Here is a 25,776-nt window from a genome sequence, read left to right as displayed (position 1 = left end):
AGGGGATTAGACAAGTGATCAAGGCACGTGTGACCGTCACGCTCAAGGACGGCGTTCTCGATCCGCAGGGCAAGGCCATCGAAGGCGCACTCGGCAGCCTGGGTTTCTCCGGCATCGGCAATGTCCGTCAGGGCAAGGTCTTCGATCTGGAACTCGCCGAGACCGACAGGGCAAAGGCCGAGGAAACCCTGAAGGCCGTATGTGAGAAACTGCTTGCAAACACCGTGATTGAGAACTATTCTATCGCCCTCTCCTGAGGTGCGATAAACATGGCAGAGATCACCAACGAGCTGATGTACGAACTGCTGAAACGAATGCAGGCCGATATTCACGGCTTGAAAGACGGACAGCGTGAGATAAAGGCTGAGATCAACGCCATGCGGGGAACACTGGTTTCTGTGCAGCAGGATATCCATAATATTTATGGAATACTGGCAGACCATAGTATGCGGCTTGACCGCATCGAGCGCCGGCTGGACCTGCGCGAACTCGCGGAAGCAGGCGTTCCCTTCGATTATCACGGCTGATATTCTTTGCCGCATATTCGCCCATCCGCCGTGCCAGAACACACGGCTGATGGACAGAGCCAGACCAGAACCCGGAGACCCGAGCCCATGAAATCCGCCGTCGTTCAACTTCCCGGCCTCAATCGCGACCGCGACATGATCGCCGCGCTGACGAAGATTTCGGGCAAGGCGCCGGTCACCATTTGGCAGACCGAGACCGAGATTCCCGATGTCGACCTGATCGTGATCCCCGGCGGCTTCTCCTACGGCGACTATCTCCGCTGTGGCGCGATTGCCGCCCGGATGCCGGTCATGCAAGCCATCAAGGCGAAGGCCGAACAGGGGGTGAAGGTTCTGGGCGTCTGCAACGGCTTCCAGATCCTGCTGGAGGCCGGCATGCTGCCGGGTGCGCTGATGCGCAATGCATCGCTGCGCTTCGTCTGCAAGGAAATCAGGCTGGAAGTCGCCAATGCCGACACGGATTTTACCCGCGCCTATGCCAAGGGCCAGGTGATCCGTTGCCCGGTGGCGCATCATGACGGCAATTATTTTGCCGATGCGGAAACGTTGAAAACCATCGAAGGCAATGGTCAGGTCGTTTTCCGCTATACGGAAGAGTCCAACCCCAACGGTTCCATCAATAACATTGCCGGCGTCATGAATGTGAAGGGCAATGTGCTGGGCATGATGCCGCATCCCGAAAACCTCATTGAAAGCGCCCATGGGGGCAATGACGGCCGTGGCATCTTCGCGTCCGCCCTGGACGTGATCGCAGCCTGAGACGGCTTTGACCCGCAACCGCGGCCGAATGGGCGCGGTGCGCCCTTCCCCGCAGGATCGATCCCATGACACTCTCTCTCCGTACGCTGCTGCATGTTGTTCCGGCGCTCGCCGCCGCAAGCTTGGCCCTAGGCGGCTGCACCACGTCCAGACCCAGTCCGGTTACGGGCGCATCAAAGGCCGCCTTGCCGGTGATGGAGCGGGTCGCGCTCGGCGCCAATGCCTGCTGGTTCAAATCGAAAGACCCGGCCTTCGCCGGCTACCGTCTGGCACCCGAACTCAATTCCTTCTCCGGGCGTCCCCGTATCCTGCTGGTCAAGGCGCATAGCCCGGAATCGCGGCCGCTGCTGGTGGTGCAGGCGGAAGGCAATCCGGCTCGTCTCGATGCCTTCGGTCCGATGATGGGAGAATCGGTTTCCGGCCGCATTTCCAAGGATGTAAACCGCTGGGCGCAGGGCGGCAGCGGCTGCTAGGACTGGCCTTTCCGTTTAGGCCAACGCGGATAAAAAGCAGATCGAGCACGCGCCCTTCCGGGCGCGTTTTGCTGTCCGGAGCGCCTATCCGATATAGCGGGAACGCCTGTATTCGCGGTTGGCCTCCGCCCGGCTGAGGCCGATATCCCGCAACTGCGCTTCCGTCATCTGGCTGAGAGCCTTCCGGCTTTTCCGGATCTGCCGCCATTTCTCGAACCTTTGTGACAGGCGCTGGAGCCAGGAAGGTTGCCGCCCGCCGGAAACGGAAAGAGCCCTGCCCGGCAAGGGATCTGAGTTTTGTGATACAATTGGGACAATTTTGCTGATTTTCTGCATTTCGCATCGAACTCTCTGGTAGATATCGCAGAAAAAATAGATACATTACGGAAAAATTGTCACAACCGGAGACATTGTCCCCATGACAACTTGGCTTCCCGATCTCACCAAGGGCTCCGGCCCGCTCTATGTGCGGCTTGCCGATCAGATCGAGGCAGCCATTGACGATGGCAATCTTCCACCGGGCACGAAGCTTCCACCACAACGCAATATTGCTTTCGATCTCGGTCTGACAGTCGGGACGATCAGTCGGGCCTATGCCCTCGTGCACGAGAGGGGGCTGGTCTCGGGCGAAGTGGGGCGTGGGACCTATGTTCTGGACAGAAGCCGGACCTTGCCCGGAACGGAGGCTGATCCCGTTGTGAATGCTTTGGCGGGCACCCGGGTGCAGAATGCCGAACCCGACAAGTTGCGCTTCGACAGCGCATCCGCGCCCGATATCGGACAGGCCCTCGTCATTGCGGATATTACCGCTTCGGTGATCCGCAGCCATCCTTGGGAAATCGCGAGCTACACCCGCAACTTTCCGCTGGACTGGTCGGAAGCAGGGGCGAGATGGCTGGGTCGCGCTGGTTTTTCGCCGTCTCCGGATGCCATTGTTCCGACGGTGGGGGCCCATGCGGCCGTGGTCGCCATCCTGTCTGTCGTCACGGTGCCGGGCGACAAGGTCGCCTTCGAGCATTTAACCTACTCGCAGGTCAGCCGGGCCGCAGGCTTGACCGGACGCCGCTGTGTGCTGGTGGAGAGCGACGAGCACGGGCTGATCCCGGACGATTTCGAGAGGGTTTGCGCCCAGCAGCATCCCAAACTGCTTTTCGTGATGCCCAACGTGCAAAATCCCACGCTGACCATGCTGCCCGAGCAGCGCCGCCGCCAAATTGCGGAAATCGCGCGGAAACACGGTGTCTGGATCGTCGAAGACGACCTTTACGGAACGCTGATCACCGATCCGCCACCGCCCATGTCCGCCTTTGCGCCGGAGCGTACCTTCCTTGTCAGCGGTCTGTCGAAGTCGGTTGCGGCCGGTGTGCGGGGCGGATGGGTTTCCTGCCCTCCCCTGTATGCGCCGCGGGTGCGCATTGCCCACAAGATGATGACGGGCGGCCTGCCCTTCCTGCTTGCGGAAGTGACAGCGCGGCTCGTGCTGTCGGGCGAGGCGGAACGCTTGATGGCATTGACCGTTCACGAACTGGCGGCCCGTGAAGTCATGGCGCGACAGGCGTTTTCCGGCATAGAATTCCGCTCGCGACCCGGTGTTCCCTTCCTTTGGATGAAGCTGCCGGAACCCTGGCTCTCGGGAACATTCAAGAAGGCTGCACAGGACGAAAACATCCTGATCGACGATGAGGATGAATTCAAGGCGGGCCGTTGCGGCAGCCCGCATCCGCATGTGCGCATCAGCTTCTCCACGCCCGCCAGCCGGGAAACCGTGTTCAAGGGCTTCAACCGCCTCTCCTGCCTCCTTGCCAGCGGCCGGACGGGATATGAACGGCTTGCCGGCTGACCGGCAGCCGGCGGATGCAGCGAAAGCTGGAAGGAGCGCGTCACCGGAAGTTCTGAGAAAGGTGGGCCGAGACGCATTTTTCCTGTCGCGCCGGAGAAAGGCTTGGGTTAAAGAGACGCGGAATTCATCTGCCTGTCTGAGGGGCCTCCGCCATGAGCGTTTCGAACACCCGCCCGATCACCCCGGATTTGATTGCCGCCCACGGCCTGAAGCCCGACGAGTATGAGCGTATTCTCTCGCTCATCGGCCGTGAGCCGACCTTCACGGAGCTCGGCATCTTCTCGGCCATGTGGAACGAGCACTGCTCCTACAAGTCGTCGAAGAAGTGGCTGCGCACCCTGCCGACCAAGGGCCCGCGCGTCATCCAGGGACCCGGCGAGAATGCGGGCGTGGTCGATATCGACGACGGCGATTGCGTCGTCTTCAAGATGGAAAGCCACAACCATCCCTCATACATCGAGCCCTATCAGGGTGCGGCGACCGGCGTAGGCGGCATCCTGCGTGACGTCTTCACCATGGGCGCCCGCCCGGTAGCCGCGATGAACGCGCTGCGCTTCGGCGCGCCGGATCATCCGAAGACGCGCCACCTCGTTTCGGGTGTGGTTGCAGGGGTCGGCGGTTACGGCAATTCTTTCGGCGTTCCGACCGTTGGCGGCGAAGTGGAATTCGATGCCCGTTACAACGGCAACATCCTCGTCAACGCCTTTGCCGCCGGGCTGGCGAAGTCGGATGCGATCTTCTACTCGAAGGCCGAAGGCGTAGGCCTCCCCGTCGTCTATCTGGGCGCCAAGACCGGCCGTGACGGCGTCGGCGGCGCGACCATGGCCTCTGCGGAATTCGATGAGTCGATCGAGGAAAAGCGCCCGACCGTACAGGTCGGCGACCCCTTCACCGAGAAGTGCCTGCTGGAAGCCTGCCTCGAACTGATGGCGACCGGTGCGGTCATCGCGATCCAGGACATGGGCGCGGCAGGTCTCACCTGCTCGGCGGTGGAAATGGGCGCCAAGGGCGATCTCGGTATCGAGCTGAACCTCGATCTGGTACCGGTCCGCGAAGAGCGGATGACGGCCTATGAAATGATGCTGTCCGAAAGCCAGGAGCGTATGCTCATGGTGCTTCGTCCCGAAAAGGAAGAAGAGGCCAAGGCCATTTTCGTGAAATGGGGACTGGACTTCGCCATCGTCGGCAACACCACGGATGACTTGCGCTTCCGCATCCTGCACCAGGGTGATGAGGTCGCCAACCTGCCGATCAAGGAACTGGGCGACGAAGCGCCTGAATATGATCGCCCCTGGACGCCGGTTGCCCCCAAGGCCCCTCTGGCGGCCGGCGACGTTCCGCAGGCCGATGTGGCAGACGCCCTCGTCAAACTCGTGGGTTCGGCGAACAATTCGTCCCGCCGTTGGGTGTATGAACAGTATGACACCCTCATTCAGGGCAACTCCCTTCAGCTCCCCGGCGGCGATGCCGGCGTCGTCCGTGTGGAAGGTCACGCCCACAAGGCGCTGGCCTTCTCCTCCGACGTCACGCCGCGTTATGTGGAAGCCGATCCTTACGAAGGCGGCAAGCAGGCTGTCGCCGAATGCTGGCGCAACCTGACGGCCACCGGTGCCCTGCCACTGGCAGCCACCGACAACCTCAACTTCGGCAACCCCGAGCGCCCGGAAATCATGAGCCAGCTGGTTCATGCCATCAAGGGTATTGGCGAAGCCTGCCGCGAGCTGGAATTCCCGATCGTTTCAGGCAACGTGTCGCTGTACAACGAGACCAACGGCCAGGCGATCCTGCCCACCCCCACCATTGGTGGCGTCGGCCTGATCAAGGACTGGGCGAAGATGGCCCGCATCCGCTTTGCCGAACAGGGTCAGGCCATTCTGCTCGCCGGCGCGCCCGGTGAATGGGGTACGCATCTCGGCCAGTCCGTCTATCTCCGCGATATTCACGGCCGCACGGACGGCTCCGCGCCGCATGTGGATCTGAAGCACGAAAAGCGCGTCGGCGAATTCGTACGGGGGCTCATTCTCGAAGGCCTGGCAACGGCCGTTCACGATTGCTCGGCCGGAGGCATCGCGCTTGCAGTGGCGGAAATGGCGATGGCCTCGGGCATCGGCGCACATTTGAACCAGCCTGAAGGCAAGGATCCGATCCCGGTCTTCTTTGGCGAGGATCAGGGCCGTTATGTGCTGACCGTCAAGGAAAGCAACCTCGACCGGGTCTTTGCCCGCGCAGAGGCCGAAAACGTGTTCTGCCCCTGGATCGGCCGCACCGGCGGCTCCTGGGTAACGCTCGGACAGGCCCGTCCGGTATCAATAGAACAATTGCGTTCTGCCCATGAATCATGGTTCCCTGATTTCATGAGCGGCGGCGAATCCCTTCCGGCTGCCGCTGAGTAAGTGACGGTCGAGGAGACAAACGTATGCCCATGAACCCCGGCGATATCGAAGACATGATCAAGGCTGGCATTCCCGGCGCAAAGGTCACCATCCGTGACCTGGCCGGTGACGGCGATCATTATGCAGCCGAGGTCATTGCGGAAGCCTTCCGTGGAAAGACCCGTGTGCAGCAGCACCAGATGGTCTATCAGGCCCTTCAGGGAAATATGGGGGGCGTGCTTCACGCCCTGGCGCTGCAAACAAGCGCTCCGGATTGACATAAAAAAGGGCGCCCGAGGCGCCCTTTTTTCATGCCGGGCTTTCGACCGGAACGATGCCGGCCGGATCGGGCAACAGCTCCGATGTGAAGGCCGTATATTGAAGCGCGGGAATAGGCCCTGCGGTGAACAGAGTGAAATCGAAGTTTCCACGCCGGCTTGGCCCCAGCACATATTGTCTGTGCACCCGCAGGAAATCCCGCTTGATGCGGCGATAGTGATCGTCGGTGAGCACATTGCGGAAACGCAGGCGAATATGACGCGGCTGGCGCACATCAGGGTGCCCGCAAGCGGCGGGCACATTCGCCTTGTAGAAATTGATGATGTCGGTCAGGGATTGCACATCGATCCATTCAATATCGGAACAGGCGGCAATCAACCGGACCCGCGCCCGCATCCGGTGCGCGGAGCGCAAGAGCGCGCATTGCAGGGCCGCGCCCCCAAGCGTCGCGAAGATGACCTGCTTGCCCCGAAAGAAAGCGGGATCCTGTTCGAGAATCCGGCCCACGACCTGAACCGCGAGGTTCGATCCCATGGAATGGGAGGTAATGACATATTCGTCGGCCGGTGCGTCAAAGGCCCGTCGAAGCGCTTGCACATGCCGCTCGATCCAGTCGTTGAATTCCGGATCGTTTTCTCGCGCGACCTTCACCGCCATTTGCCAGTTCGCGAAAAGCGCGCGGGTGTGAAGGCGCTCCGCAAAGGGCACGAGCACGCCGCGAAACAGGATCGCGCCGAGCGGAATACTCCAGAAGAGATGCATGGGCGGGAAGCCGAGGAGCACCGGCAAGAAGGCGACCAAGCCCGCAAGCAGGATGCAGGCTGCCATATACAGAAAGGGAAACACGAAAAAGGCGGCAAAGCGCCAGGCGGTGCGCAAAAAGGCCAGCAATCCGCCCTCCGCAAAAGCCGCCGTCAGAAAGGCCCGGAATCCGCGAACGATCTCCGTCAGGGTTCCGCATGAGCGCAGCGAGCGAATGAGGTCATTGTGATGGAAAAGATGAATTCGGCTTTCAGTGCGCCATCCAGGGCCTGTTGCCGTGACGGTAAATGCCTGGTCGTCCAGGGGCAGCACGGAAAAGTCCGTCTCCCAGACTTTGCCGGCCTGAACTGCGGAACGCTGATATCGGCTGTAGTGATCTTCCGCCGAAAGGGGCTCAAATCCTGAAAAGTGAACCACTACACGCTTTTCAATAGGCAACCCGCTACTCCTCGATGATCTGCTACCCGTGTGAAATATCGCAGTCGACAGCTCAAAATATGGCCTTATCTTTATGGCGTCACAGCGAAGCGACCAACGCCGGCGCTTTCGCCGGAACGATTATGTCAGGCTTATCAACAGGATCTTGCACGGTGTTTTTACCGGAAACGGTCTGGAATTTGTACCGGGAAATGATATCTACTGCTCACGACCCAAAACCGGCGGGCCTTGAACCCGATTGCGAAAGGACAGAACCATGAGCGGTATCCACGAATTCATCGACAATGAAGTGAAGAGCAACGACGTCGTGCTGTTCATGAAGGGCACGCCTCAGTTTCCGCAATGCGGTTTCTCCGGCCAGGTCGTCCAGATCTTGGATTACCTCGGCGTGGGCTACAAGGGCGTGAACGTCCTCGCGGATCAGGAAGTGCGCGAAGGGATCAAGGCCTATTCCAATTGGCCGACCATTCCGCAGCTCTACATCAAGGGCGAATTTGTCGGCGGTTGCGACATCGTGCGGGAAATGTTCCAGGCTGGCGAGCTCCAGTCGCATTTCCAGAACCAGGGCATTGCCGTTCGCGGCGCAGCCTGAGGCGCAAGCGGCTATAGGCCGCCTCTGACGTGCTCGATCGAAACAACGAAGGCGCTACCACCCCGTGGCGCCTTATCGCATTTTTACGGGATTTGATTGAACCATGTCCACCACTGCTAAAACAGCGGCCGACCGCCTCGGGCGGATGGGCCGGAACGAATTCATTGCCATCATGGCCGCTTTGATGGCGCTCAATGCGCTCGCCATCGACATCATGCTTCCCGGCCTGCAGGAAATCGGCGCCAGTCTGGGCGTCACCAATGAAAACCACCGCCAGTATGTGATCACGGCCTATCTGATCGGCTTCGGCATCGCGCAGCTGGCCTATGGTCCCGTGTCTGACCGATTCGGTCGCCGCATTCCGCTTCTGGCTGGCCTCGCAATCTATATCGTCGCCGGGCTGTCCATTGTGGCCGTTCCTTCCTTCGGGCTGATGCTCGCGCTGCGATTCCTGCAGGGATTGGGCTCTGCAGCCATGCGGGTCATCACCGTCTCCATCGTGCGCGACATTTTCGGCGGGCGTCAGATGGCGGAAGTCATGTCGCTGATCATGATGGTGTTCATGATCGCGCCCGTTGTCGCGCCGGCGACGGGCCAGGCCGTCATGCTGTTCGGCAATTGGCACCTCATCTTCATCTTCATATCGGTCGTCGCGCTGATCGTCGGCACGTGGACCTATTTGCGCCTGCCGGAAACGCTCGATCCGAAGGATGTCCGTCCGCTCAATCCCCGTTCGGTGTTCGAAGGCTTCCGCATCGTCCTCACCAACCGCATAGCCTTGTGCTACACCTTGGCGAGCACCTTCATCTTCGGAGCGCTCTTCGGCTTCATCAACTCTGCACAGCAGGTCTATGTCGGCGTTTACGGGCTGGGACTGTGGTTCCCCCTGGCATTCGCGGGTGTGGCGGCCTTCATGTCGCTGTCCTCCTTCCTGAATTCCAGGCTGGTCGGGCGCTTCGGCATGCGGCGTCTTTCCCACGGTGCCCTGATGGGCTTCATGGCGGTCAACGGCCTGTGGCTGCTCACGCAGATGATGTTCGACGGACCGATGCCCTTTGCGCTGTTCATCGCGTTTTTCGGCCTCGCCATGTTCCAGTTCGGCTGGATCGGTTCGAACTTCAACTCCCTGGCCATGGAACCGCTCGGCCATGTCGCGGGCACGGCATCCTCGGTGCTGGGCTTCATGGGCACGATCGGCGGAGCCATTATCGGCGCGGGCATCGGCCAGGCCTTCGACGGCACGGCGTTGCCGATGATCGAGGGGTTCTTCGGCGTGTCTCTGATGGGGCTGGTCTTCGTTTTGATCGCCGAGAAGGGAAGCCTGTTCCAGCCGCAGAACAAGAACAAGCCGGCCTGAGCCCCACGCGTGTCTTGACCTTTTCAGGGCCGGCGGATCATTCGCCGGCCTTTTCCTTTTGCTGCGCGTGCAGCGCCGCGAAATCGAAGAGCTGCCCGTCCAGCAGATGGGATGGGTTCACATGCCCCAGCGCGCGCAGCATGGTATCCTTGCGGCCCGGCATCTTGCGCTCCATGTCGGCGATCATCGCTTTCATGGCATTGCGTTGCAGCCCGTCCTGCGAGCCACAAAGATCGCACGGGATGATGGGGAAGCGCATGGCATCGGCGAAACGGGCCAGATCCTCTTCGGCGCAATAGGCCAGCGGCCGCAGCACCATCAGGTCCCCTTCGTCGTTCCGAAGCTTCGCCGGCATGGCGGCAAGCCGACCTCCATGAAAGAGGTTCATGAAGAAGGTTTCCAGAATATCCTCGCGATGATGCCCGAGAACGAGCGCATCGCACCCCTCCTCCCGCGCAATCCGATACAGATTGCCGCGCCGCAGCCGCGAGCAGAGCGAGCAATAGGTTGCCCCCTCCGGCACTTTCTCCTTCACCACCGAATAGGTATCGCGGTACTCGATGCGATGCCTGACCCCGATCGAGGCTAGATAGTCGGGCAGAATGTGCTTCGGAAAATTGGGCTGCCCCTGATCGAGGTTGCAGGCGACAAGATCCACCGGCAACAGACCGCGCCATTGAAGATCCAGCAGGATAGCAAGAAGACCATAGGAATCCTTGCCGCCCGAAAGACCGATCAGCCACCGTTTCTGCCCGTCGAGCATGCTGAAATCGGCCAGAGCCTGGCGCACCTGCCGCAGCAGGCGCTTGCGCAGTTTCTTGAAGGCAACGCTGTCCGGCGCATCGCGGAAAAGCTGCGCCACCGGCCCGTCTGCGGGCGCGAATTCCTCCATCGTCTCCTCGGGAATCGGAATGTTCATGGATTTGCTCCCTGCAGGATGGGAAGAGGCGAACGGGCGAGCAGCACGTCGAGTTCGGCTTGGCGCGCCTCGATCAGCCCGTCCCGCTCACGCAAGCGGGCATCGATTCCACCGGGGTGGCACATGATCACCGCACCGTCGGCCGGATGATCGAGCCATGTTTCCAACGCGGCGGCAAATCTGTCCGGCTGACGCCAGTCATAGAAGCCGATCAGCGGGCCGCGGACCGGGTAGCCTGCAGCCCGCATGGCCTCGTCGAAGCCGCGCGCCAGAGCCCGGACGAAGCCGATCTTGGCGGCAAGAGCGACAGTCCCGGCTGCCGTGACAGAAGGAGAACCCCTCAACCACGGGCGGCTTGCCCGGGCGGCGAAATGCCCGGCCCGCGCTGCCAGCCAGTGACGGACGGGGCGAAGAAAGTGCACATGCTGATGGCCATCAAGATAGGCTGGCGGACCGCCCCAATGCAGTTCGAACGCTTCGAGCTGTCGGTCGAGCTCGGCAGCGATAGCCGCGTCATGAAGCCGGCTGGCCGCGACCGCGGTAATGAGGCTCCGAAGCCCCGGCATCCGGCCGCTGCCGTCGAGCGACAGTCCGGTCAGCCCCTGAAAATCCGTCAGCGTCAGGTGAAGCCCCGGCGGCGCCGCGTCGATCCCGGCCACATGCTTCAGGCGTTCCGCCTCGTCCGGCCATTCGGGAAACAGCGTCATGCAGCCTGTCCCTGACAGGCGCCCCGCCTCGATCAGCTGCCGGATGCCGGCGCTGACGGCGGGCGACAAGGCATAATCATCCGCAACGAGATGGAACCGCGCGCTCACTCTGCCTCCTTGCTCCCGGACAGATGGATATCCCGGACGATGTAGAGCGGCCGGTCCTTGGCTTCGCTGACGCCCACCCAGAGATATTCGCCGATCAGGCCGAGCAGCGCGAGGTTGAAGCCACCGAACACGGCGACCGCCACCATCAGGCTCGGATAACCCGGGACGTCGATCCCGTGAAACAAGACTTCCAGCAGGATTTTCAGCCCGTAGGCCAGGCCGCAGAAACCGGTAAAGATGCCGATTGCCGAGAAGATGCGCAGCGGAATGACCGAAAAGGAGGTAATGCCCTCGATGGAAAGGCCGATGAGCGCGAGCCGCGACCACCGGGAGCCCGAGCCGATGCGCTCGTCGGGCGTATAGGGAACTCCCTTCTGGCGAAAACCCGTCCAGGCGTAGAGACCCTTGTTGAAACGGCGCTTGTCGCGCACGGTCAGCAACGCATCCCGCACGCGCTTCCGCATGATGCGGAAATCGCCGGCATTCTCGGGCACGAGATAGCGCTGCTGGAAATTGATCAACCAGTAGAAGGCGCGGGAACCCAGGCTCTTCTTCAGCGATTCCTGCCGTCGATCATCGCGCACAGTGTAGACAACGTCGAGAGTCGGGACGGAAACCAACTCTTCGATGAGCTGGATGCAGACGGCATAGGGATGCTGAAGATCCGCATCCACCATCATGACATAATCGCCCCCAGCCTGCTCCAGACCGGCGAAGAGCGCGATTTCCTTGCCGAAATTGCGGCTGAGTTCGACGATCTTCCATTTTCCTGAAAGATGCTCCCGGTAGGCCGCAATACTGTCGTCCCGGCTGCCGTCATCGACGAGCACCGTTTCGAGCGCCAGACCGAAGCGATCGTGGATCTCGGCTTCCAGGCGGCGCAGGAAGTCCGCGAGGCGCTCCGCGCTTCCGCTCTCATTCAGAAAGGGTATGACGACCGACAGGACCGGCATGGATGTCTCCCGTAAACTTATCCGGTTCAATGGCCTCTCGATACGGCGAAGGCAAGGCCTTGCGACAAGATTCCCCTTCAGGGCATCGGCTTGAGCAGCCAGATATCGAAGGTCCAGGGATGCGCGTGACCGTCAAGCGTGAAGCTGTCCGGTTGCAGGACCGAGGGCATGATGGCTTTCACCCTGCCGACGCATTCCTTGTCGCTGCGCAGGCACAGGCCAATCATGCCACGCTTCTGGGCCTGTTCCGGCGTGATGTAGTGGCGGGCGACATCGAAGCTGTCCGCCTCGAGCGTGATCAGATCCATGGAGGAATAGAAGGAGACGGGATTGGCGAGAGCCGCCTGCCCGATCACCATGGCACCATTGGGTCCACCCACATCTTTCCACCGGCGGTCCACCTCGGCCGCAATCGCCGGCAGAGGCGCATTGTAATACCCGGAATCCAGCGAGAGTTCGTAACGGTACCAGAAGGGCGATATGCCGACGATGATCACGCAAAACAAGATGGCCGCCCCCACGGCGCGCCGGATGCGGGCCTCGTAATAGGCCGTCGGCACGAGAAGCGCGATGATAAGGGCGTAGGCGGTGTAAAACGGCACACCCCAGACGGCGCTCAGCTCCGCATCGGCGAGGTAACCCAGCAGGATCGTCAGCAGCAGAGGCCAAACGGCAAAATGCAGCAGCGCCCTGCCCTTGGCGCTCGATGCGAGCGCGGCCACCTGTCCGATGGGGACCACCGGAAAGCGGTCCACGAGATCACGCATGCAGCGGGCCACGAGGAACGACAATGCAGTGTAACCAAACGGAGTGACGAGGAACAGCGCGGAATCCGCCAGATTGGGGCCCTCGCCGTCATCCTGTGCTGCGGCATAGGTAATCGGCAGAAACCCGTTGCCGAAAAGCCAGGCGACATGCGGCGCCACCACAATTGCGAAAGCGGCGGTTGCCACAAGACCGAACCGCGAGAACAGAAGCGTGCGGACCTCCCGATCCGTCAGCGCGTGGATCAGCAGGGCTGCCAGCATCACCACGGAATGGTACTTCGTGAGCATCGCCAGACCACCGAAGAAACCGATGGCGAAAGCATCGCCCATTTTCCCGTTCTCGATCCCGCGCAGATAGAAGAGGAACAGCAGCGCCCAGATGGGAGTCATGGCTGCATTGGCATTGAAATTCAGGCCAATGAAGGAAATGGGCGGCATGACCATCGCGAGAACCACGACAAGCACCTGGAAGCCGTATCCGCCATACCGGGTCGCGATACGCCAGAGCGCGAGAAGGGCGACGCCCGCATTCAACCCCGCCAGAACATAATAGGCAAAATCCGTCTTTGGGAAAATCCGGAACCAGGCGGCGGTTTCCCAGGCGAAGAATGGAGGATGCTTGAAATACCCCCACTGCCAGAGGACGCCCCAGGCATAGTTTTCGTACATGTCGCCATGCCGGTCCAGACCGGGACGGGACAGATAGCCGTGCAGTGTCAAGGCCACCACGAACAGGCCGATCAGCAGCAGCGGCAGCATCGATGGGGAACGCCGGTAAGCGTGTTGTTCGGTCATGGACTCCAGACACTCGACGGAAAAGGGCGGGAAAGACAGTCGCGCCCATGGGCTGATGCTGGGTAACATCCCGCCTTACTGCGGGCAAGCCCAAGACAACAGCTGTAACCAACAACATCGTGAACGCAAAAAGGCCGCCCGGAGGCGGCCTTCTCTGAATGCGGTTCGCGTCGATTAACGCGAATAGAATTCCACCACCAGATGGGGTTCCATGATGACCGGGTACGGAACGTCGGAAAGGGTCGGTACGCGGGCGAAGGTTGCAACCATCTTGTTGTGGTCGACTTCGATATAGTCAGGAACGTCGCGCTCGGCGAGCTGCGAAGCTTCCAGAACCATCGCCAGCTGCTTGGACTTCTGACGAACTTCGATGACGTCGCCGGCCTTGCAGCGGTAGGAACCGATGTTGACGCGAACGCCGTTCACCATCACGTGGCCGTGGTTCACGAACTGGCGGGCAGCGAAAACGGTCGAAACGAACTTGGCGCGGTAGACGATGGCGTCGAGACGCGATTCCAGCAGGCCGATCAGGTTTTCCGAGGTGTCGCCCTTGCGACGGTCAGCTTCGGCGAAGATCGCGCGGAACTGCTTCTCGCGCAGGTCGCCGTAATAGCCCTTCAGCTTCTGCTTGGCGCGCAGCTGCACACCGAAGTCCGAAAGCTTGCCCTTGCGGCGCTGGCCGTGCTGGCCCGGGCCGTATTCACGGCGGTTGACCGGGGACTTCGGACGACCCCAGATGTTTTCGCCCATACGGCGATCAATTTTATACTTGGCAGATTCGCGCTTGCTCATCGCATTTCCCTTGTGTTCGATCGTGATGCCGACACGAATGCCGGCAGGTCAGGAAACGCGCCCTCCTCTGGATCCTCTCGGACCCTGACAGGACCGCGCCATTGGCGAACGGGCGATCCACGGGACACGTCAAATGAAACACCGGACATTTCTGCCCGGCGTTGGGGCGGTCTTTAGGGCCTGGATGCAAAATTGTCAACAAGGGTGCCTAAGCGGTCTTGAACTTTGATTTTCGTCAACCCATCTGGGGTGGACGCAGCACCGGGCCCCTCTGACGCGAGCGCCGGATTCCCGTGATGTCGGAGCTGTGAACATTAATCCATCCGGCAAAGGAAACCCTCCATGGATTTTCTTTGGACAGACTTCCTGGGCACCGCATTGTGGATGTGGCTTGCCTTTCTCGCCCTCGTCATAGTTCTTCTCGTTCTCGATCTCGGGCTGCTGCACAAGGACAGCAGGGAAATCGGCATCAAGGAAAGCTTCGTTCTTTCCGCTTTTTACATTGCGCTTGGCCTTGCCTTCGGCGGCTTCGTCTGGTTTCAGAACGGCGCTCAATCCGGCATGGAATACCTGACCGGTTTCGTGGTCGAAAAAAGCCTGGCGATGGACAATATCTTCGTCATCGCCATGATTTTCGGCACATTCGCCATTCCCCGCGCCTATCAGCACCGCGTTCTTCTCTTCGGCATTCTCGGCGTCATCATCCTGCGCGGCATCATGATTGCGGCGGGCGCTTCCGTGGTCGAAAACTACCACTGGGTTCTCTATCTCTTCGCAGGCTTCCTGGTGCTGACCGGCATCAAGATGCTGTTTGCCGCAGACCACGCCTATGACGTGGAAACCCACCCGGCCCTGAAGCTCATGCGGAAATATTTCCCCGTGACGCAGACGCTGCGGGGCGAGCGCTTCATCGTTCGGGAGCCCGACCCGAAAACCGGCAAGCTCAAGACCTATATCACGCCGCTGCTGCTGGCCCTCGTGATGGTGGAACTGGCGGATCTGGTCTTTGCCGTCGATTCGATCCCTGCAGTCTTTGCGATCACCACCGATCCCTTCGTGGTCTACACCTCGAACATCTTCGCGATCCTCGGCCTCAGGGCTCTCTACTTCGCCCTTGCCGCCCTGATCCATCGATTCGTCTATCTGAAATATGCGTTGTCGGTGGTCCTGATCTTCATCGGCTCCAAGATCTTCATCGCCGACATGCTGGGCTTGGCGAAGATCCCGCCGATGATATCGCTCGGCGTCACCGTCGGCATTCTCGCCACCGGTATTCTCGGTTCCCTGTGGGCCACGCGGAACGAGGAGAAAAATGAGGCGATTGGCGGGGCGTAAGCGCCTCCGGTCTCACTCAGCCGCAACGCCCTGCCCGGAAAGCGGGGCGTTCGGATCTCCCGGTGCGGTCTGCGCGTCCAGATCGGGGAAGGCGACAATTCGCTTGCCCGAAAAATCCGTGTGAACGACCACCAGACCCTGCTCTTCGAAATAGCTGAGAAAGCGGCGCGCGCGACGCGTGGAATGGGTTCCATAAGCGCGTGCAATGTCGGCGTCGGAGGGGCAGGTCGATTTTTCAAGCGCATGCCGCGCCAGGAGCAGGAAGACGCCCTGGAGGTCGTCGGTAACCTGGCCGGACAGACGAACGGCCTGCTCCCATTCGCCGGTCGCCGCCATCAGCGCATCGACCCCGGACCGGGTGACGGCAAGCCGCCGACGAAACTCGGGCAAGGGCATGGGCGGACCGGGAATGCGCCGCATGCGCACCCGCACGAGAAACTCCTGAAACAGCACGGCATCGGATCGGAAGGCCGCTTCCGGATCGGACAGAATCTCGGTCATAACGCCTGTCAGGCGCTCCTGCCGCTCTTCCGGGCTGATATCGGGCTGGCTCGTCTTCGTCTCCGGCTGCGGGGCGATTGCCGCCGGCGGCGCCTTGGAAAGCTCCGCAAGAATATCGGTCGTGGGCTTGGGCTCGCGAACCGGTCGCCGCGCGATCGGACGGTTGAACTCCTCGGGGTCGGGCGTGAAGATCAGGTCCTCGACATCGACGGGTGCATCCGGCAGCGGCATCAGTTTCGGGCTCGATGAACGGGCCGAGGTCTCCACGGCGCCGATTGTCACCGGCAGGGGACGTCGCGAAAGCGCAGGGCCGAGCGCCACAAAGCTGCCGCGCTTGAGATCGCGGAACATTTCTGCCTGACGGCGATCCATGCCAAGCAGATCGGCAGCCCGGGCCATGTCGATATCGAGAAAGGTGCGCCCCATCAGAAAGTTGGAGGCTTCGGCAGCGACGTTCTTCGCCAGTTTGGCCAATCGTTGCGTGGCGATCACACCGGCAAGTCCACGTTTGCGTCCCCGGCACATCAGGTTCGTCATCGCCCCGAGCGAAGCCTTGCGGGCATCGTCCGCCACCTCGCCGGCGACTGCAGGCGCAAACATCTGGGCCTCGTCCACCACCACAAGCACGGGATACCAGAACTCGCGATCCGCATCGAACATGCCGTTGAGAAAGGCGGCGGCGGCCCGCATCTGCTGGTCGATCTCGAGACCTTCCAGCGTGAGGACGCAGGACACCCTGTGTTGACGGATGCGGTTGGCGATCCCGGCGAGCTCCGCCTCTGTTCGCTCTCCATCCACGACCACATGGCCGAACTTGTCCGCAAGGGTCACGAAATCCCCTTCCGGATCGATGATGCATTGCTGCACCCAGGGAGCCGATTGTTCCAGCAGGCGGCGCAGCAGATGGCTTTTTCCGGACCCGGAATTGCCCTGCACCAGAAGTCGGGTCGCCAGCAGCTCCTCGATATCGAGCTTGGCCGGCTCACCGCCACCCAGCGTTCCCATATCGATGCCAACTTTCAATTCACCACTCCGGACCAGTTCAGACGTTGCGATTCTTCGCCGCGCAGGCAGGACAAGCCTTTACCAAGCTTTGCGGGCGAGCGCCTTCGAAAAGCGGCGCTCATTCACAACCTCTTTGCCCGCCTCCATCGACTTCCGGCCGCTTTTTCTATATTATTAATTTCGCATTTTATTGATTTCAATGTTTTGAATGGGACGAGTCATGCACGAGAACACAGGATTTTCCGGTATCGACCCCTCGGCGGAACCCTTTTCCTGGCCCCGCGAAGAAACGATTCGGGAAAAGGAAGAACGGGACGTTCTCACGCGCACGCTGAAGCTCATTCACGATTTCGCAGAAATGCTTGTGGCGGACCCTTTGGGAATCGAACTGCGCGATGAAATGGAACTGCCCATTGCGAAAGAAACGATGATCAGCTGCTTCGCGCTGGTTCTCATGGCGGAGACCCGTCCGGAATGGCGGAAGGCCTTCTATAATTCCGGGCTGAAGCTTGCCCATTTCTGGCCGGATATCGGTCCCCAGCGCCTCTGCCTGCCTGCCAGCCTGTTCGAGGATGGAGGGGATGCCGGAGCGCGCCGGACGGATCTTCTGCTCAATGCCGATCGTATCCGGGATTTCAGCAAGGCCTACAGCCGTGTCGGCCCTGAACACAAGCGGATCGCCTCCATCTTTGACGAAGCGATTGCGAGGCTTGTCGGGTTGCTCGAGTCGTGAGGGACGAGTCAGCGGACCGAAAGTCCGAACCCTTGCATCAGTCGCCGGGTGGGAAAATCGGGGTTGCCGGAGGTGAAGATGGCGAAATCCTGATTGTCGGGATGCACCGCATCGGCCACCTGGGGAACCAGGCTGCGCGCTCGCCGCGCAATCGCTTCTGCCGGATCGATCCAATCCACCGGCCAGGGTGCAAGCCGCCGGAACATATTCGCCATGAAGGGATAATGCGTGCAGGCAAGCACCACGATATCCGTCTTCCGGCCATCCGGCATATCGACAAAGCACTGGGCGATTTCTTCCAGCACGGCTTCATCGGATAGGCCTTCGCCGCGCACATAGGCTTCCGCCATGCGTGCGAGGTTCTGCGAGCCGACGAGGCGCACATGGCACTGGGAGGCAAAGGACTGGATGAGATCCCTGGTATAGGCTCGCTTGACCGTGCCGGGCGTGGCCAGCACCGAAACGAGGCCCGAGCGTGTGCGCTCCGCGGCAGGCTTGATGGCGGGCACCGTGCCCACGAAGGTCATGTCGGGAAAAGCGGCCCGCAAATCGGCGCCGACCAGCGTGAAAGCGGTGTTGCAGGCGATGACGCAGACTTCAGGCCGGTATTCCTCCAGAAGACGGGCGAAGAGACCGATGATCCGCTCCTTGAGCGCCTCCTCTTCCCAACCGCCATAGGGAAAGCCGGCGTCATCGGCCACATAGATGAAGCCGCGCTCCGGCATCAGCACCCGCGCCTCGCGCAAGACGGTAAGACCGCCGATACCGCTGTCGAACATCAATATCGGCTTGAGTTCAGCCGTCATTGCCCTGTTCACCATCCTGCCCGCCCCTCTCTGCCGCCGGTGCCGCCCCCTGAGGGTACCGGCGCTGGAAACGGTCCAGCGACGAAACCACGCCGCGGATGACCCCGATTTCCTGCGATGTAAAGGCCCGGCGCGACAGCACGGCGCGAAGATTGTCCACCATCTTCGGCTTTTTGGCGGCAGGATGGAAGTAACCGCGCGCGTCCAGCGCTTCCTCCACATGGTCGAACAGGCCGAACAGCTCCTCCTTCGTCGCGGGGCGCTGTTCCACGGGCTGAAACAGGGTCACGCTCAGGTCTTCCATGCCGGATTTCATCCATTCATAGGACATGAGCAGAACTGCTTGCGCGATATTCAGCGAGGCGAAGGCGGGGTTGACGGGGAAGGTCACGATCTCGTCTGCCAGCGCCACTTCCTCGTTGGACAGTCCCCAGCGTTCCCGCCCGAACAGCACGCCGATGCGCTCTCCGTCGCGGTGCTTCTGGCGCAGCGTCTGACAGGCCGTCACCGGGGATCGAACAGGCTTGAAGCCGTAGCGTTCCCGTGCCGTCGTCGCATAGACGAAATTGAGGTCGGCAATGGCCGCTTCCAGCGTTTCGAAGACGGTCACCCCATCGATGACGTGATCGGCCTTCGACGCTGCCGAACGCGCCTTCTCGCTCGGCCACCCGTCCCGGGGATTGACAAGGCGCAACTCCGCCAGGCCGAAATTGGCCATGGCGCGCGCGACCATGCCGATATTCTCACCCAGCTGCGGCTCGACCAGTACGATGACTGGGCCGTCCTCGATGCGTTCCTTCTCGCTGTTTGTACCTGACATGGTGCGACCGGTTCCGTGAATACTTACCGGCCGCTCTCCTGACACATTCAGCCGTCCTTTGCAAAGGCCAAGGACAACGGTCGGCCATCATCCGGCAGTCAGCCGGTAGGCCTCTACCCCCTCACCCAGGTTCGAGTTGTTCGCCACCCGTACCCGCGCCGCCTGCTCGTCATAGAGAAAGGGCAGAAAGGCGAAACGCTCTCCCCGGGTCACGGCCGAAACTTCATGCAGAAGCGAGCATGAAAAGACGATAGCGCCACCCACAGGGGCGCGGAACTGTTTTGCTCCGAACTCCGGGAAGCGCAGATCGCCTCCGTCGAAATCATCGTTCAGGTTGACCGACACGGCAAAGCGGCGATGCGCGGTACCGCCCGTCGTATTGTCCCGATGCGGTTTGAAATGCGCCTGATCCCCGGCCGCATAGCAGGACACGATATACCGTTCCATGCGGGTGGCGCGAAACTGGAAGGCCTTGAAAATCTCCGGTACGATCCGCTTGATCACCCGCGCCTGCGTCTGGGCGATCATGCCTTGCTCGGTGATGACGAAATCCTTGCGCCGTTTGTGGGTCGGATCCGTGACGACCACCGTCTTGCCGCCCACTTCGCGCATGAAGCCGCTCTCCTGGCCGCCATGTTCCCGGTAGAGCTCCATCAGCTCGTGGCAGAAGTCGGGCTCGAAGACATTCGGCAAAACGAGGACGGGGGCATGAAGGCCATTCCCCGGATAGTCTTCGATCGCGGGCAATCCTTCGAGAAGGGCAAAAAGCGCGGCAATATCCGGCCGCCCGGTCCGAAACGGCAAGACCGACAGCACGCGCAGCGAGGGATCGAGGACGATCCAGCGCATCACCACATCCCGGCTTCCCTCCTCCAGGGAGGCGGCGCCGAAGGCGCGCGAAATATGCAGATGGGGATCGAGGAAGTACCGGTAACCGGGAATGCTGTCGGCGATCCGCTTTTCCCCCACGTCGGAGGCGTCATTGGTAATGCCGAAGAAGGAAGCCTTCCTGTCATCGAAAAGATCAGGCCTGGACTTTACCGCCGCAATGGCGGCCTGCGCTTCCTCATGCTGTGCGGTGGCAAAGAAGGCGAGAACGATATAGCGACCGCCCACGGTATCGAAGCGGAAATCGGGATTTGAAAGCGAGGCAGCCCGAAACCAGGGTGCAGGATCGCCCGTCATCACGCGTCTAAATTTCATATAGAAACCCCATTATTTAGATATAATGGAATTTCTAATATGATTCATGCAGCCTGTAAATCCTGGAGCGTTTACTCCGCAGGGGCAGTCAGGTTAGCCACCCGGCGCAGATCGCCCTCTGCAAAGCCGACGAGCTGCTCCTTGACGGAAACGCTTTTCTCCTGATCGTTCGTGACGCCGTTCTCGTAATCGTCGATCACGAACTTCCCCTCTTCCTCGATCACCCGGAACCGGCGCCTTGCCGGGGGTTCCTTTTCGAAACCCTGGAAGCATTTCATGGCGTTGAACTGGACCTCGACGGGCGTGACCTGCACATCCCGGTCGGTTTCCGCCGGCAGGGCCTTGAAGGAAATGTCTTCCAGCGGGCAACTGTCCTGGCCGCCGATCAGCGGATCGTAATCGAAGAGCATTTCCTCGGATTCGGCCATTTCCGCCACCTTGTAGGCAATCCGGTAGGTGGCGGCAAAACTCCGGGAGAAAACGCTGTCGAGACGCTTGTCGTCGAAGATCGCGCCTTGGGTTTTTCCGGACGCAATGTCGAACAGAACTTTTACCGGGGCCGTGGCATCGCCAGCCAGAGCGGCGCTGGACAGGGTCATGAGGATAGCGGCGACGAAAGCCGGACGGACAATCGACATGGTCTGCACTCCGAAACGGGTTGTGGCGCCTTACTGCTTCGCGATCTCGAGCATCTGCTCCTTGATGCCTGTCCCGGAGCTGCCATTCTCCACGATATAAATGTCATCGATGACAGGACGACCGGCTTCTTTCTTCACATGGAAGATGACGACGGAATCGTCCTTGTTGGCCGGATCGTCGCCCATGCAGGCCCGATTGTTGAAGAGCGCCGTCACCTGACCGTCGCCATCGTCCTCGATGCGGACATTCTCGAACGGGCAGCCATCCTGACCGTTGGCAATCACGTCATGATCGAAGGGGCTGCCGGTCGTCTCGCCTTCCGGAGGATCGTAAGCCGGGTGTTTCGATGCCTCGCGATAGGCATCGGCGAAGGCCTCGCTATAGATGCTCTTCAGCAGATCCTCGCTGAAATAATCGTTGCTCTCGGGATCGTCGGCCTTCCAGTTGCCCTCCACCAGCGTCATCAGCTGCTTGACCGGAGCGGTCATGTCGGCCGCAAGCGAAGGGGTCGCGGCGGCGAGGAAAAGCGGAAAGAGAACAACGGAGATCTTCTTGAGCACGGAGGTCGGTCCTTTCATCGGGCTGGACGCCGGTTGACTGGCATCCTCTGCACCTTTTAGCAAGACATAACCATTATACGCGTGACGGACAATGTGAGCGGCTGGCGCAGCGCGCTTCGCAAATCGACCAATTTTGGGGGCGAAAAGGCAAGCATCGACTTTCTGGTGCCTTTGCGATCCTCTCGGGGGATGCTATAGCGCGGCATCTCGCATCAACTCCCATGGGGGAATTCCCGTCTTGGCTCCCCCGATACTCTAGAGGATGGTTTTCATGAACAAGATCAAGGTGGCAAATCCGGTCGTCGATCTCGACGGCGACGAGATGACCCGCATCATCTGGCAGCTGATCAAGGACAAGCTGATCCTCCCTTACCTTGATCTCGACATCGAATATTACGACCTTTCGGTGGAGAACCGCGACGCGACCAATGACCAGGTCACCATCGACGCGGCAAACGCGATCAAGAAGCACGGCGTCGGCATCAAGTGCGCCACGATCACGCCGGACGAAGCGCGCGTAAAGGAGTTCAATCTCAAGGAAATGTGGAAATCGCCGAACGGCACGATCCGCAACATCCTGGGTGGCGTGATCTTCCGTGAGCCGATCATCTGCAAGAACGTGCCGCGTCTGGTTCCCGGCTGGACCAAGCCGATCGTCGTCGGCCGCCATGCCTTCGGCGACCAGTACAAGGCCACCGACTTCAAGTTCCCCAGCAAGGGCACGCTGACCATCAAGTTCGTCGGCGAAGACGGCCAGGTGATCGAAAAGGAAGTCTACAAGGCGCCCGGCGCCGGTGTCGCGCTTGCCATGTACAACCTCGACGAATCGATCCGCGAATTCGCGCGCGCTTCGATGATGTACGGCCTGATGCGCAAGTGGCCGGTCTACCTGTCGACCAAGAACACCATCCTGAAGGCCTATGACGGCCGCTTCAAGGACATCTTCGAGGAAGTCTACCAGAACGAGTTCAAGGCCAAGTTCGACGAAGTCGGCATCATCTACGAACACCGCCTGATCGACGACATGGTCGCCTCCGCCCTGAAGTGGTCGGGCGGCTATATCTGGGCCTGCAAGAACTATGACGGCGACGTGCAGTCGGACACGGTCGCGCAGGGCTTCGGCTCGCTCGGCCTGATGACCTCCGTGCTGCTGACGCCGGATGGCAAGACCGTGGAAGCGGAAGCCGCCCATGGCACCGTGACCCGCCACTACCGCCAGCACCAGAAGGGCCAGGAAACCTCGACCAATTCCATCGCCTCGATCTTCGCCTGGACCCGTGGCCTCGCCCACCGCGCCAAGCTGGACGACAACAAGGAGCTGGCGAAGTTCTCCGAAACGCTCGAGCGCGTGTGCATCCAGACCGTCGAATCCGGCTTCATGACCAAGGACCTCGCGCTCCTCATCGGCCCGGATCAGCCCTGGCTCTCCACCACCGCCTTCCTCGACAAGATCGACGAGAACCTGCAGATCGCAATGGCCGCCTGAACGTCCATTGAGCTTTGAAAAAGTGAAAACCCGGCCAGGCGCCGGGTTTTTTCTTGGTCGTATCGGGCAGCCCGGCTATCCTGCCGCCCATGCACCAGGAGGATCGTGTCATGACCGGCAATCTCACGCTTTACACCAATCCCATGTCTCGCGGCCGCATAGCCCGGTGGATGATGGAAGAATCGCACCAGCCCTACGAGGTGGTGAATGTGCCCTTCGGCCCGTCGATGAAAACATCGGACTACAAGGGCATGAACCCCATGGGCAAAGTGCCGGTTCTGAAGCATGGCGAAAACATCGTCACGGAATGCGCTGCCATCTGTGCCTATATGGCCGAGGCCTTTCCGGAACGCGGCCTCGCACCCCACCCGGAAGAACGGGCCAATTACTATCGCTGGATGTTCTTCGCTGCCGGTCCGCTGGAGCAGGCCGTCACGAACCGCGCCATGGGCTTTCAGGTTCCGGACGACAAGCGCGGCATGAGCGGCTATGGCTCCTATGAACAGGTCATGGACACGCTGGAAAAGGCGGTTTCCGCCTATGATTTCATCGCCGGCAACCGCTTCACCGCTGCGGATGTCTATGTCGGCTCCGCGGTCGCCTGGGGATTGATGTTCGGCTCCATCGAAAAGCGTCCCGCGTTCGAGGACTATGCACGGCGCATTTCCAGCCGGGAAGCCTATCGCCGCACCCATGCCCTCTGCGAACAGGAGGGGGAAGCGATGAAGAAGGCTGCCGGCTGATCACCCGATTGCGCGCACCGGCTGCCGAAGGATGGTCTTGAGCTTCTCCGGCACGACCCGACGCGGATCGGACAGATAAACCTCATGATGATGCCCGTTGAAGGTCAGGCCTTGCGCGGGCATCAGTTCGTCATGCAGGCGGGCGAGAACCGGCGCTTCCGCATCGTAGCTGCCCACATGCAGCGTCTGGAGACATTCGCCCTCCGCAAGCCGCAACCGACGGAGATCTCCCGCCGCCGGCGCGCCTTTTCTCCTGGCGCCCTGGATGGCCTGCTCCATCATCGTTTCATCCACGAAAGGCGGCACCGCGATGAGCATGGTCCACTTCCAGGTTTCCTTGCGCCGCAGGATGAAATCCCTGGGATCGTCGGCCCACCAGAGTCCTTCGAGAGGCGGTACGATATAGTCTTGCCCGGCCGCCTTGCTCAGGAACTTCAGACCATAGGATGCGGCATAGAGCGTTTCGACCGCCGCCCGATAGGCTGCAGTCCGGTTCGGATCGCCCGTCCCGTCCACGGCCAGATAGTCCATCGCCGGCAGATTGATCCGCTCGAACCGTCCGAGGGGCGCCCGGAAGAAGCCGGGCAACGCCTTCTTGAGGTCGTGCTTGATCATGACTGGACCGGTATGCAGATTTCCGTAATCAGATCCTGCGGCGCGGTATCCTGCGGGGTGTTGACGTAGATCTCGATGGCCGGCTCGTTTCGAATTTCCAGATTGGCCGCCGGCAGCCATTGCCCGTAAAGCCAGCTATAGGCCAGATGCAGCTCGCTATAGGGTCCCCTGTGGGTGAGAACGGCGTAGCGTCCGCCGGCAATGGTCAATCGCTTCAGGGGCGGCTCAACTGCCAGATTGGGATCGGCAACCTCCACACAGGCCATCGAACGCAGCGCATCGGCCGGCTTGCCCTCGGGGTCGTCATAATACACGCCGTAAAGTCTGGCTCCCGGCCGCGCGAGATTGCGCGTCCACAGGAGACCCCACAGGGTCTCGAATGCCTTGCCGATCGTGATGTAGGGGCCACTATGGTCCACACCGATGGCAGGGGTTGGTTCAAGCGTTCGGAACGTTACGTCATACATCCACATGTCTCCTTGCCGGATGGCAGTCTTGAGCGCCACATGCCCGCCATTGCGCCGATAGGCGGCGGGCGACAGGCCGTAGCTGGCCTTGAATACGCGGGAGAAGGAGGAAAGGCTTGGATATCCATTCCGGCGGGCAATGGCGATGACCGGCTCTGCCGTGGTCGCCAGCGCATTGGCCGCCCGCTGCAGCCGCAGCCGCCGCACGGTCTGGGCCAGGGTTTCCCCCTGGACGCCCCTGTAGATCCGATGCCAGTGATAGGGCGACAGGCAGGCAATTTCCGCCAGCCTGTCCATATCCAGTTCCTCGTCCAGATGGTCGTGTATATAGGCCGTTACCCGTCTCAGCCGTGCCTCGTAATGCGTCCAGGTGCCTATCTGGTTCATACCGCCTTCCACTTCTTCCCCCGCCCTCTTTCCAGC

At 60.9% G+C, this 25,776-nt stretch carries 28 protein-coding genes; 13 read left to right on the top strand and 15 right to left on the bottom strand.

What is annotated here, in order from left to right:
- The first annotated feature begins 14 nt into the window (after window positions 1–14).
- The 4 genes from purS to ACT54B_RS10860 all read left to right on the top strand — a co-directional run bounded on the left by purS (window position 15) and on the right by ACT54B_RS10860 (window position 1,759).
- Entirely contained in the window at window positions 15–257 is a 243-nt protein-coding gene (purS, locus tag ACT54B_RS10875; protein ID WP_476044892.1) for a phosphoribosylformylglycinamidine synthase subunit PurS, read from the top strand.
- A gap of 12 nt (window positions 258–269) precedes the next feature.
- The gene (locus ACT54B_RS10870; RefSeq protein WP_476044891.1) at window positions 270–527 is read left to right on the top strand and encodes a hypothetical protein; all 258 of its coding nucleotides are present in this window, start codon (window positions 270–272) and stop codon (window positions 525–527) included.
- 87 nt (window positions 528–614) lie between these two features.
- On the top strand, window positions 615–1,286 hold the full coding sequence (gene purQ, locus ACT54B_RS10865) for a phosphoribosylformylglycinamidine synthase subunit PurQ (protein ID WP_476044890.1): 672 nt from the start codon (window positions 615–617) through the stop codon (window positions 1,284–1,286).
- Between the two features lie 65 nt (window positions 1,287–1,351).
- Window positions 1,352–1,759, top strand: coding sequence for a hypothetical protein (locus tag ACT54B_RS10860; protein WP_476044888.1), 408 nt, complete (start codon window positions 1,352–1,354; stop codon window positions 1,757–1,759).
- Window positions 1,760–1,843: 84 nt separating this feature from the next.
- Here the strand turns inward: ACT54B_RS10860 and ACT54B_RS10855 are convergent, their stop codons facing one another.
- Window positions 1,844–2,095: a DUF1127 domain-containing protein gene (locus ACT54B_RS10855; protein ID WP_476044887.1), complete on the bottom strand. Its 252-nt coding sequence runs from the start codon at window positions 2,093–2,095 to the stop codon at window positions 1,844–1,846.
- 82 nt (window positions 2,096–2,177) lie between these two features.
- Between ACT54B_RS10855 and ACT54B_RS10850 the strand changes: the two genes are divergently transcribed.
- The 3 genes from ACT54B_RS10850 to ACT54B_RS10840 all read left to right on the top strand — a co-directional run bounded on the left by ACT54B_RS10850 (window position 2,178) and on the right by ACT54B_RS10840 (window position 6,249).
- Window positions 2,178–3,599, top strand: coding sequence for an aminotransferase-like domain-containing protein (locus ACT54B_RS10850; RefSeq protein WP_476044885.1), 1,422 nt, complete (start codon window positions 2,178–2,180; stop codon window positions 3,597–3,599).
- 152 nt (window positions 3,600–3,751) lie between these two features.
- Window positions 3,752–5,992: a phosphoribosylformylglycinamidine synthase subunit PurL gene (gene purL, locus ACT54B_RS10845; RefSeq protein WP_476044884.1), complete on the top strand. Its 2,241-nt coding sequence runs from the start codon at window positions 3,752–3,754 to the stop codon at window positions 5,990–5,992.
- Between the two features lie 23 nt (window positions 5,993–6,015).
- Window positions 6,016–6,249 carry a BolA/IbaG family iron-sulfur metabolism protein gene (locus ACT54B_RS10840; RefSeq protein ID WP_476044882.1) on the top strand — a complete coding sequence of 78 codons (234 nt, stop codon included), beginning with the start codon at window positions 6,016–6,018 and terminating at the stop codon, window positions 6,247–6,249.
- Window positions 6,250–6,280: 31 nt separating this feature from the next.
- Here the strand turns inward: ACT54B_RS10840 and ACT54B_RS10835 are convergent, their stop codons facing one another.
- Window positions 6,281–7,450, bottom strand: coding sequence for a hypothetical protein (locus ACT54B_RS10835; protein ID WP_476044880.1), 1,170 nt, complete (start codon window positions 7,448–7,450; stop codon window positions 6,281–6,283).
- Window positions 7,451–7,706: 256 nt separating this feature from the next.
- Between ACT54B_RS10835 and grxD the strand changes: the two genes are divergently transcribed.
- Together grxD and ACT54B_RS10825 are read left to right on the top strand one after the other, a co-directional pair.
- Window positions 7,707–8,042, top strand: a complete 336-nt coding sequence (gene grxD, locus ACT54B_RS10830; protein ID WP_476044878.1) for a Grx4 family monothiol glutaredoxin — start codon at window positions 7,707–7,709, stop codon at window positions 8,040–8,042.
- 145 nt (window positions 8,043–8,187) lie between these two features.
- Window positions 8,188–9,399, top strand: a complete 1,212-nt coding sequence (locus ACT54B_RS10825; protein WP_476045588.1) for a multidrug effflux MFS transporter — start codon at window positions 8,188–8,190, stop codon at window positions 9,397–9,399.
- A 37-nt stretch (window positions 9,400–9,436) separates the two neighbouring features.
- Here the strand turns inward: ACT54B_RS10825 and ttcA are convergent, their stop codons facing one another.
- From ttcA to rpsD, 5 genes are all read right to left on the bottom strand, one after another.
- Window positions 9,437–10,291 (bottom strand): tRNA 2-thiocytidine(32) synthetase TtcA, encoded by an 855-nt coding sequence (gene ttcA, locus ACT54B_RS10820; RefSeq protein ID WP_476045587.1) that lies wholly within the window; start codon window positions 10,289–10,291, stop codon window positions 9,437–9,439.
- Between the two features lie 23 nt (window positions 10,292–10,314).
- Complete coding sequence (locus ACT54B_RS10815) at window positions 10,315–11,133, bottom strand: ChbG/HpnK family deacetylase (protein WP_476044876.1); 819 nt, start codon at window positions 11,131–11,133, stop codon at window positions 10,315–10,317.
- The gene (locus ACT54B_RS10810; RefSeq protein ID WP_476044874.1) at window positions 11,130–12,086 is read right to left on the bottom strand and encodes a glycosyltransferase family 2 protein; all 957 of its coding nucleotides are present in this window, start codon (window positions 12,084–12,086) and stop codon (window positions 11,130–11,132) included. The genes ACT54B_RS10815 and ACT54B_RS10810 overlap by 4 nt, the downstream gene beginning before the upstream one ends.
- 77 nt (window positions 12,087–12,163) lie before the next feature.
- Complete coding sequence (locus tag ACT54B_RS10805; protein WP_476044872.1) at window positions 12,164–13,648, bottom strand: glycosyltransferase family 39 protein; 1,485 nt, start codon at window positions 13,646–13,648, stop codon at window positions 12,164–12,166.
- Between the two features lie 174 nt (window positions 13,649–13,822).
- A complete protein-coding gene (gene rpsD, locus ACT54B_RS10800) occupies window positions 13,823–14,440 on the bottom strand; it encodes a 30S ribosomal protein S4 (protein WP_476044870.1) in 618 nt (205 codons plus the stop codon).
- A gap of 342 nt (window positions 14,441–14,782) precedes the next feature.
- On the opposite strand from rpsD, the gene ACT54B_RS10795 reads away from it, so the two are divergent.
- Complete coding sequence (locus tag ACT54B_RS10795) at window positions 14,783–15,775, top strand: TerC family protein (protein ID WP_476044868.1); 993 nt, start codon at window positions 14,783–14,785, stop codon at window positions 15,773–15,775.
- 12 nt (window positions 15,776–15,787) lie between these two features.
- On the opposite strand, the gene ACT54B_RS10790 is transcribed toward ACT54B_RS10795, so the two are convergent.
- Window positions 15,788–17,299: a helicase HerA domain-containing protein gene (locus tag ACT54B_RS10790; protein ID WP_476044866.1), complete on the bottom strand. Its 1,512-nt coding sequence runs from the start codon at window positions 17,297–17,299 to the stop codon at window positions 15,788–15,790.
- A 202-nt stretch (window positions 17,300–17,501) separates the two neighbouring features.
- Here ACT54B_RS10790 and ACT54B_RS10785 point away from each other — a divergent pair, with 202 nt between their 5' ends.
- On the top strand, window positions 17,502–18,014 hold the full coding sequence (locus ACT54B_RS10785) for a hypothetical protein (RefSeq protein WP_476044864.1): 513 nt from the start codon (window positions 17,502–17,504) through the stop codon (window positions 18,012–18,014).
- 8 nt (window positions 18,015–18,022) lie between these two features.
- Here ACT54B_RS10785 and murI read toward each other — a convergent pair whose 3' ends face one another.
- From murI to ACT54B_RS10760, 5 genes are all read right to left on the bottom strand, one after another.
- Window positions 18,023–18,835 carry a glutamate racemase gene (gene murI / locus ACT54B_RS10780; RefSeq protein ID WP_476044862.1) on the bottom strand — a complete coding sequence of 271 codons (813 nt, stop codon included), beginning with the start codon at window positions 18,833–18,835 and terminating at the stop codon, window positions 18,023–18,025.
- Entirely contained in the window at window positions 18,810–19,640 is an 831-nt protein-coding gene (locus ACT54B_RS10775; protein ID WP_476044860.1) for an RNA methyltransferase, read from the bottom strand. Before ACT54B_RS10775 ends, murI begins: the two co-directional genes overlap by 26 nt.
- An 87-nt stretch (window positions 19,641–19,727) precedes the next feature.
- Window positions 19,728–20,843: a 2OG-Fe(II) oxygenase gene (locus ACT54B_RS10770; protein WP_476044858.1), complete on the bottom strand. Its 1,116-nt coding sequence runs from the start codon at window positions 20,841–20,843 to the stop codon at window positions 19,728–19,730.
- 71 nt (window positions 20,844–20,914) lie between these two features.
- Complete coding sequence (locus ACT54B_RS10765; protein WP_476044856.1) at window positions 20,915–21,481, bottom strand: hypothetical protein; 567 nt, start codon at window positions 21,479–21,481, stop codon at window positions 20,915–20,917.
- Between the two features lie 30 nt (window positions 21,482–21,511).
- Window positions 21,512–22,042: a hypothetical protein gene (locus ACT54B_RS10760; RefSeq protein WP_476044855.1), complete on the bottom strand. Its 531-nt coding sequence runs from the start codon at window positions 22,040–22,042 to the stop codon at window positions 21,512–21,514.
- 271 nt (window positions 22,043–22,313) lie between these two features.
- Between ACT54B_RS10760 and ACT54B_RS10755 the strand changes: the two genes are divergently transcribed.
- On the top strand, window positions 22,314–23,528 hold the full coding sequence (locus ACT54B_RS10755; protein WP_476044854.1) for an NADP-dependent isocitrate dehydrogenase: 1,215 nt from the start codon (window positions 22,314–22,316) through the stop codon (window positions 23,526–23,528).
- A 110-nt stretch (window positions 23,529–23,638) separates the two neighbouring features.
- Window positions 23,639–24,271: a glutathione S-transferase family protein gene (locus ACT54B_RS10750; RefSeq protein WP_476044853.1), complete on the top strand. Its 633-nt coding sequence runs from the start codon at window positions 23,639–23,641 to the stop codon at window positions 24,269–24,271.
- Here the strand turns inward: ACT54B_RS10750 and ACT54B_RS10745 are convergent, their stop codons facing one another.
- The gene (locus ACT54B_RS10745) at window positions 24,272–24,886 is read right to left on the bottom strand and encodes a GyrI-like domain-containing protein (RefSeq protein WP_476044852.1); all 615 of its coding nucleotides are present in this window, start codon (window positions 24,884–24,886) and stop codon (window positions 24,272–24,274) included.
- Entirely contained in the window at window positions 24,883–25,740 is an 858-nt protein-coding gene (locus tag ACT54B_RS10740) for an AraC family transcriptional regulator (RefSeq protein WP_476044850.1), read from the bottom strand. The genes ACT54B_RS10745 and ACT54B_RS10740 overlap by 4 nt, the downstream gene beginning before the upstream one ends.
- Window positions 25,741–25,776 lie beyond the last annotated feature (36 nt).

This window comes from Gellertiella sp. DMC107 (assembly GCF_056313605.1).
The sequence above is the reverse complement of the archived record's forward strand: the minus strand, read 5'-3'. Positions and strand labels throughout refer to the sequence as shown.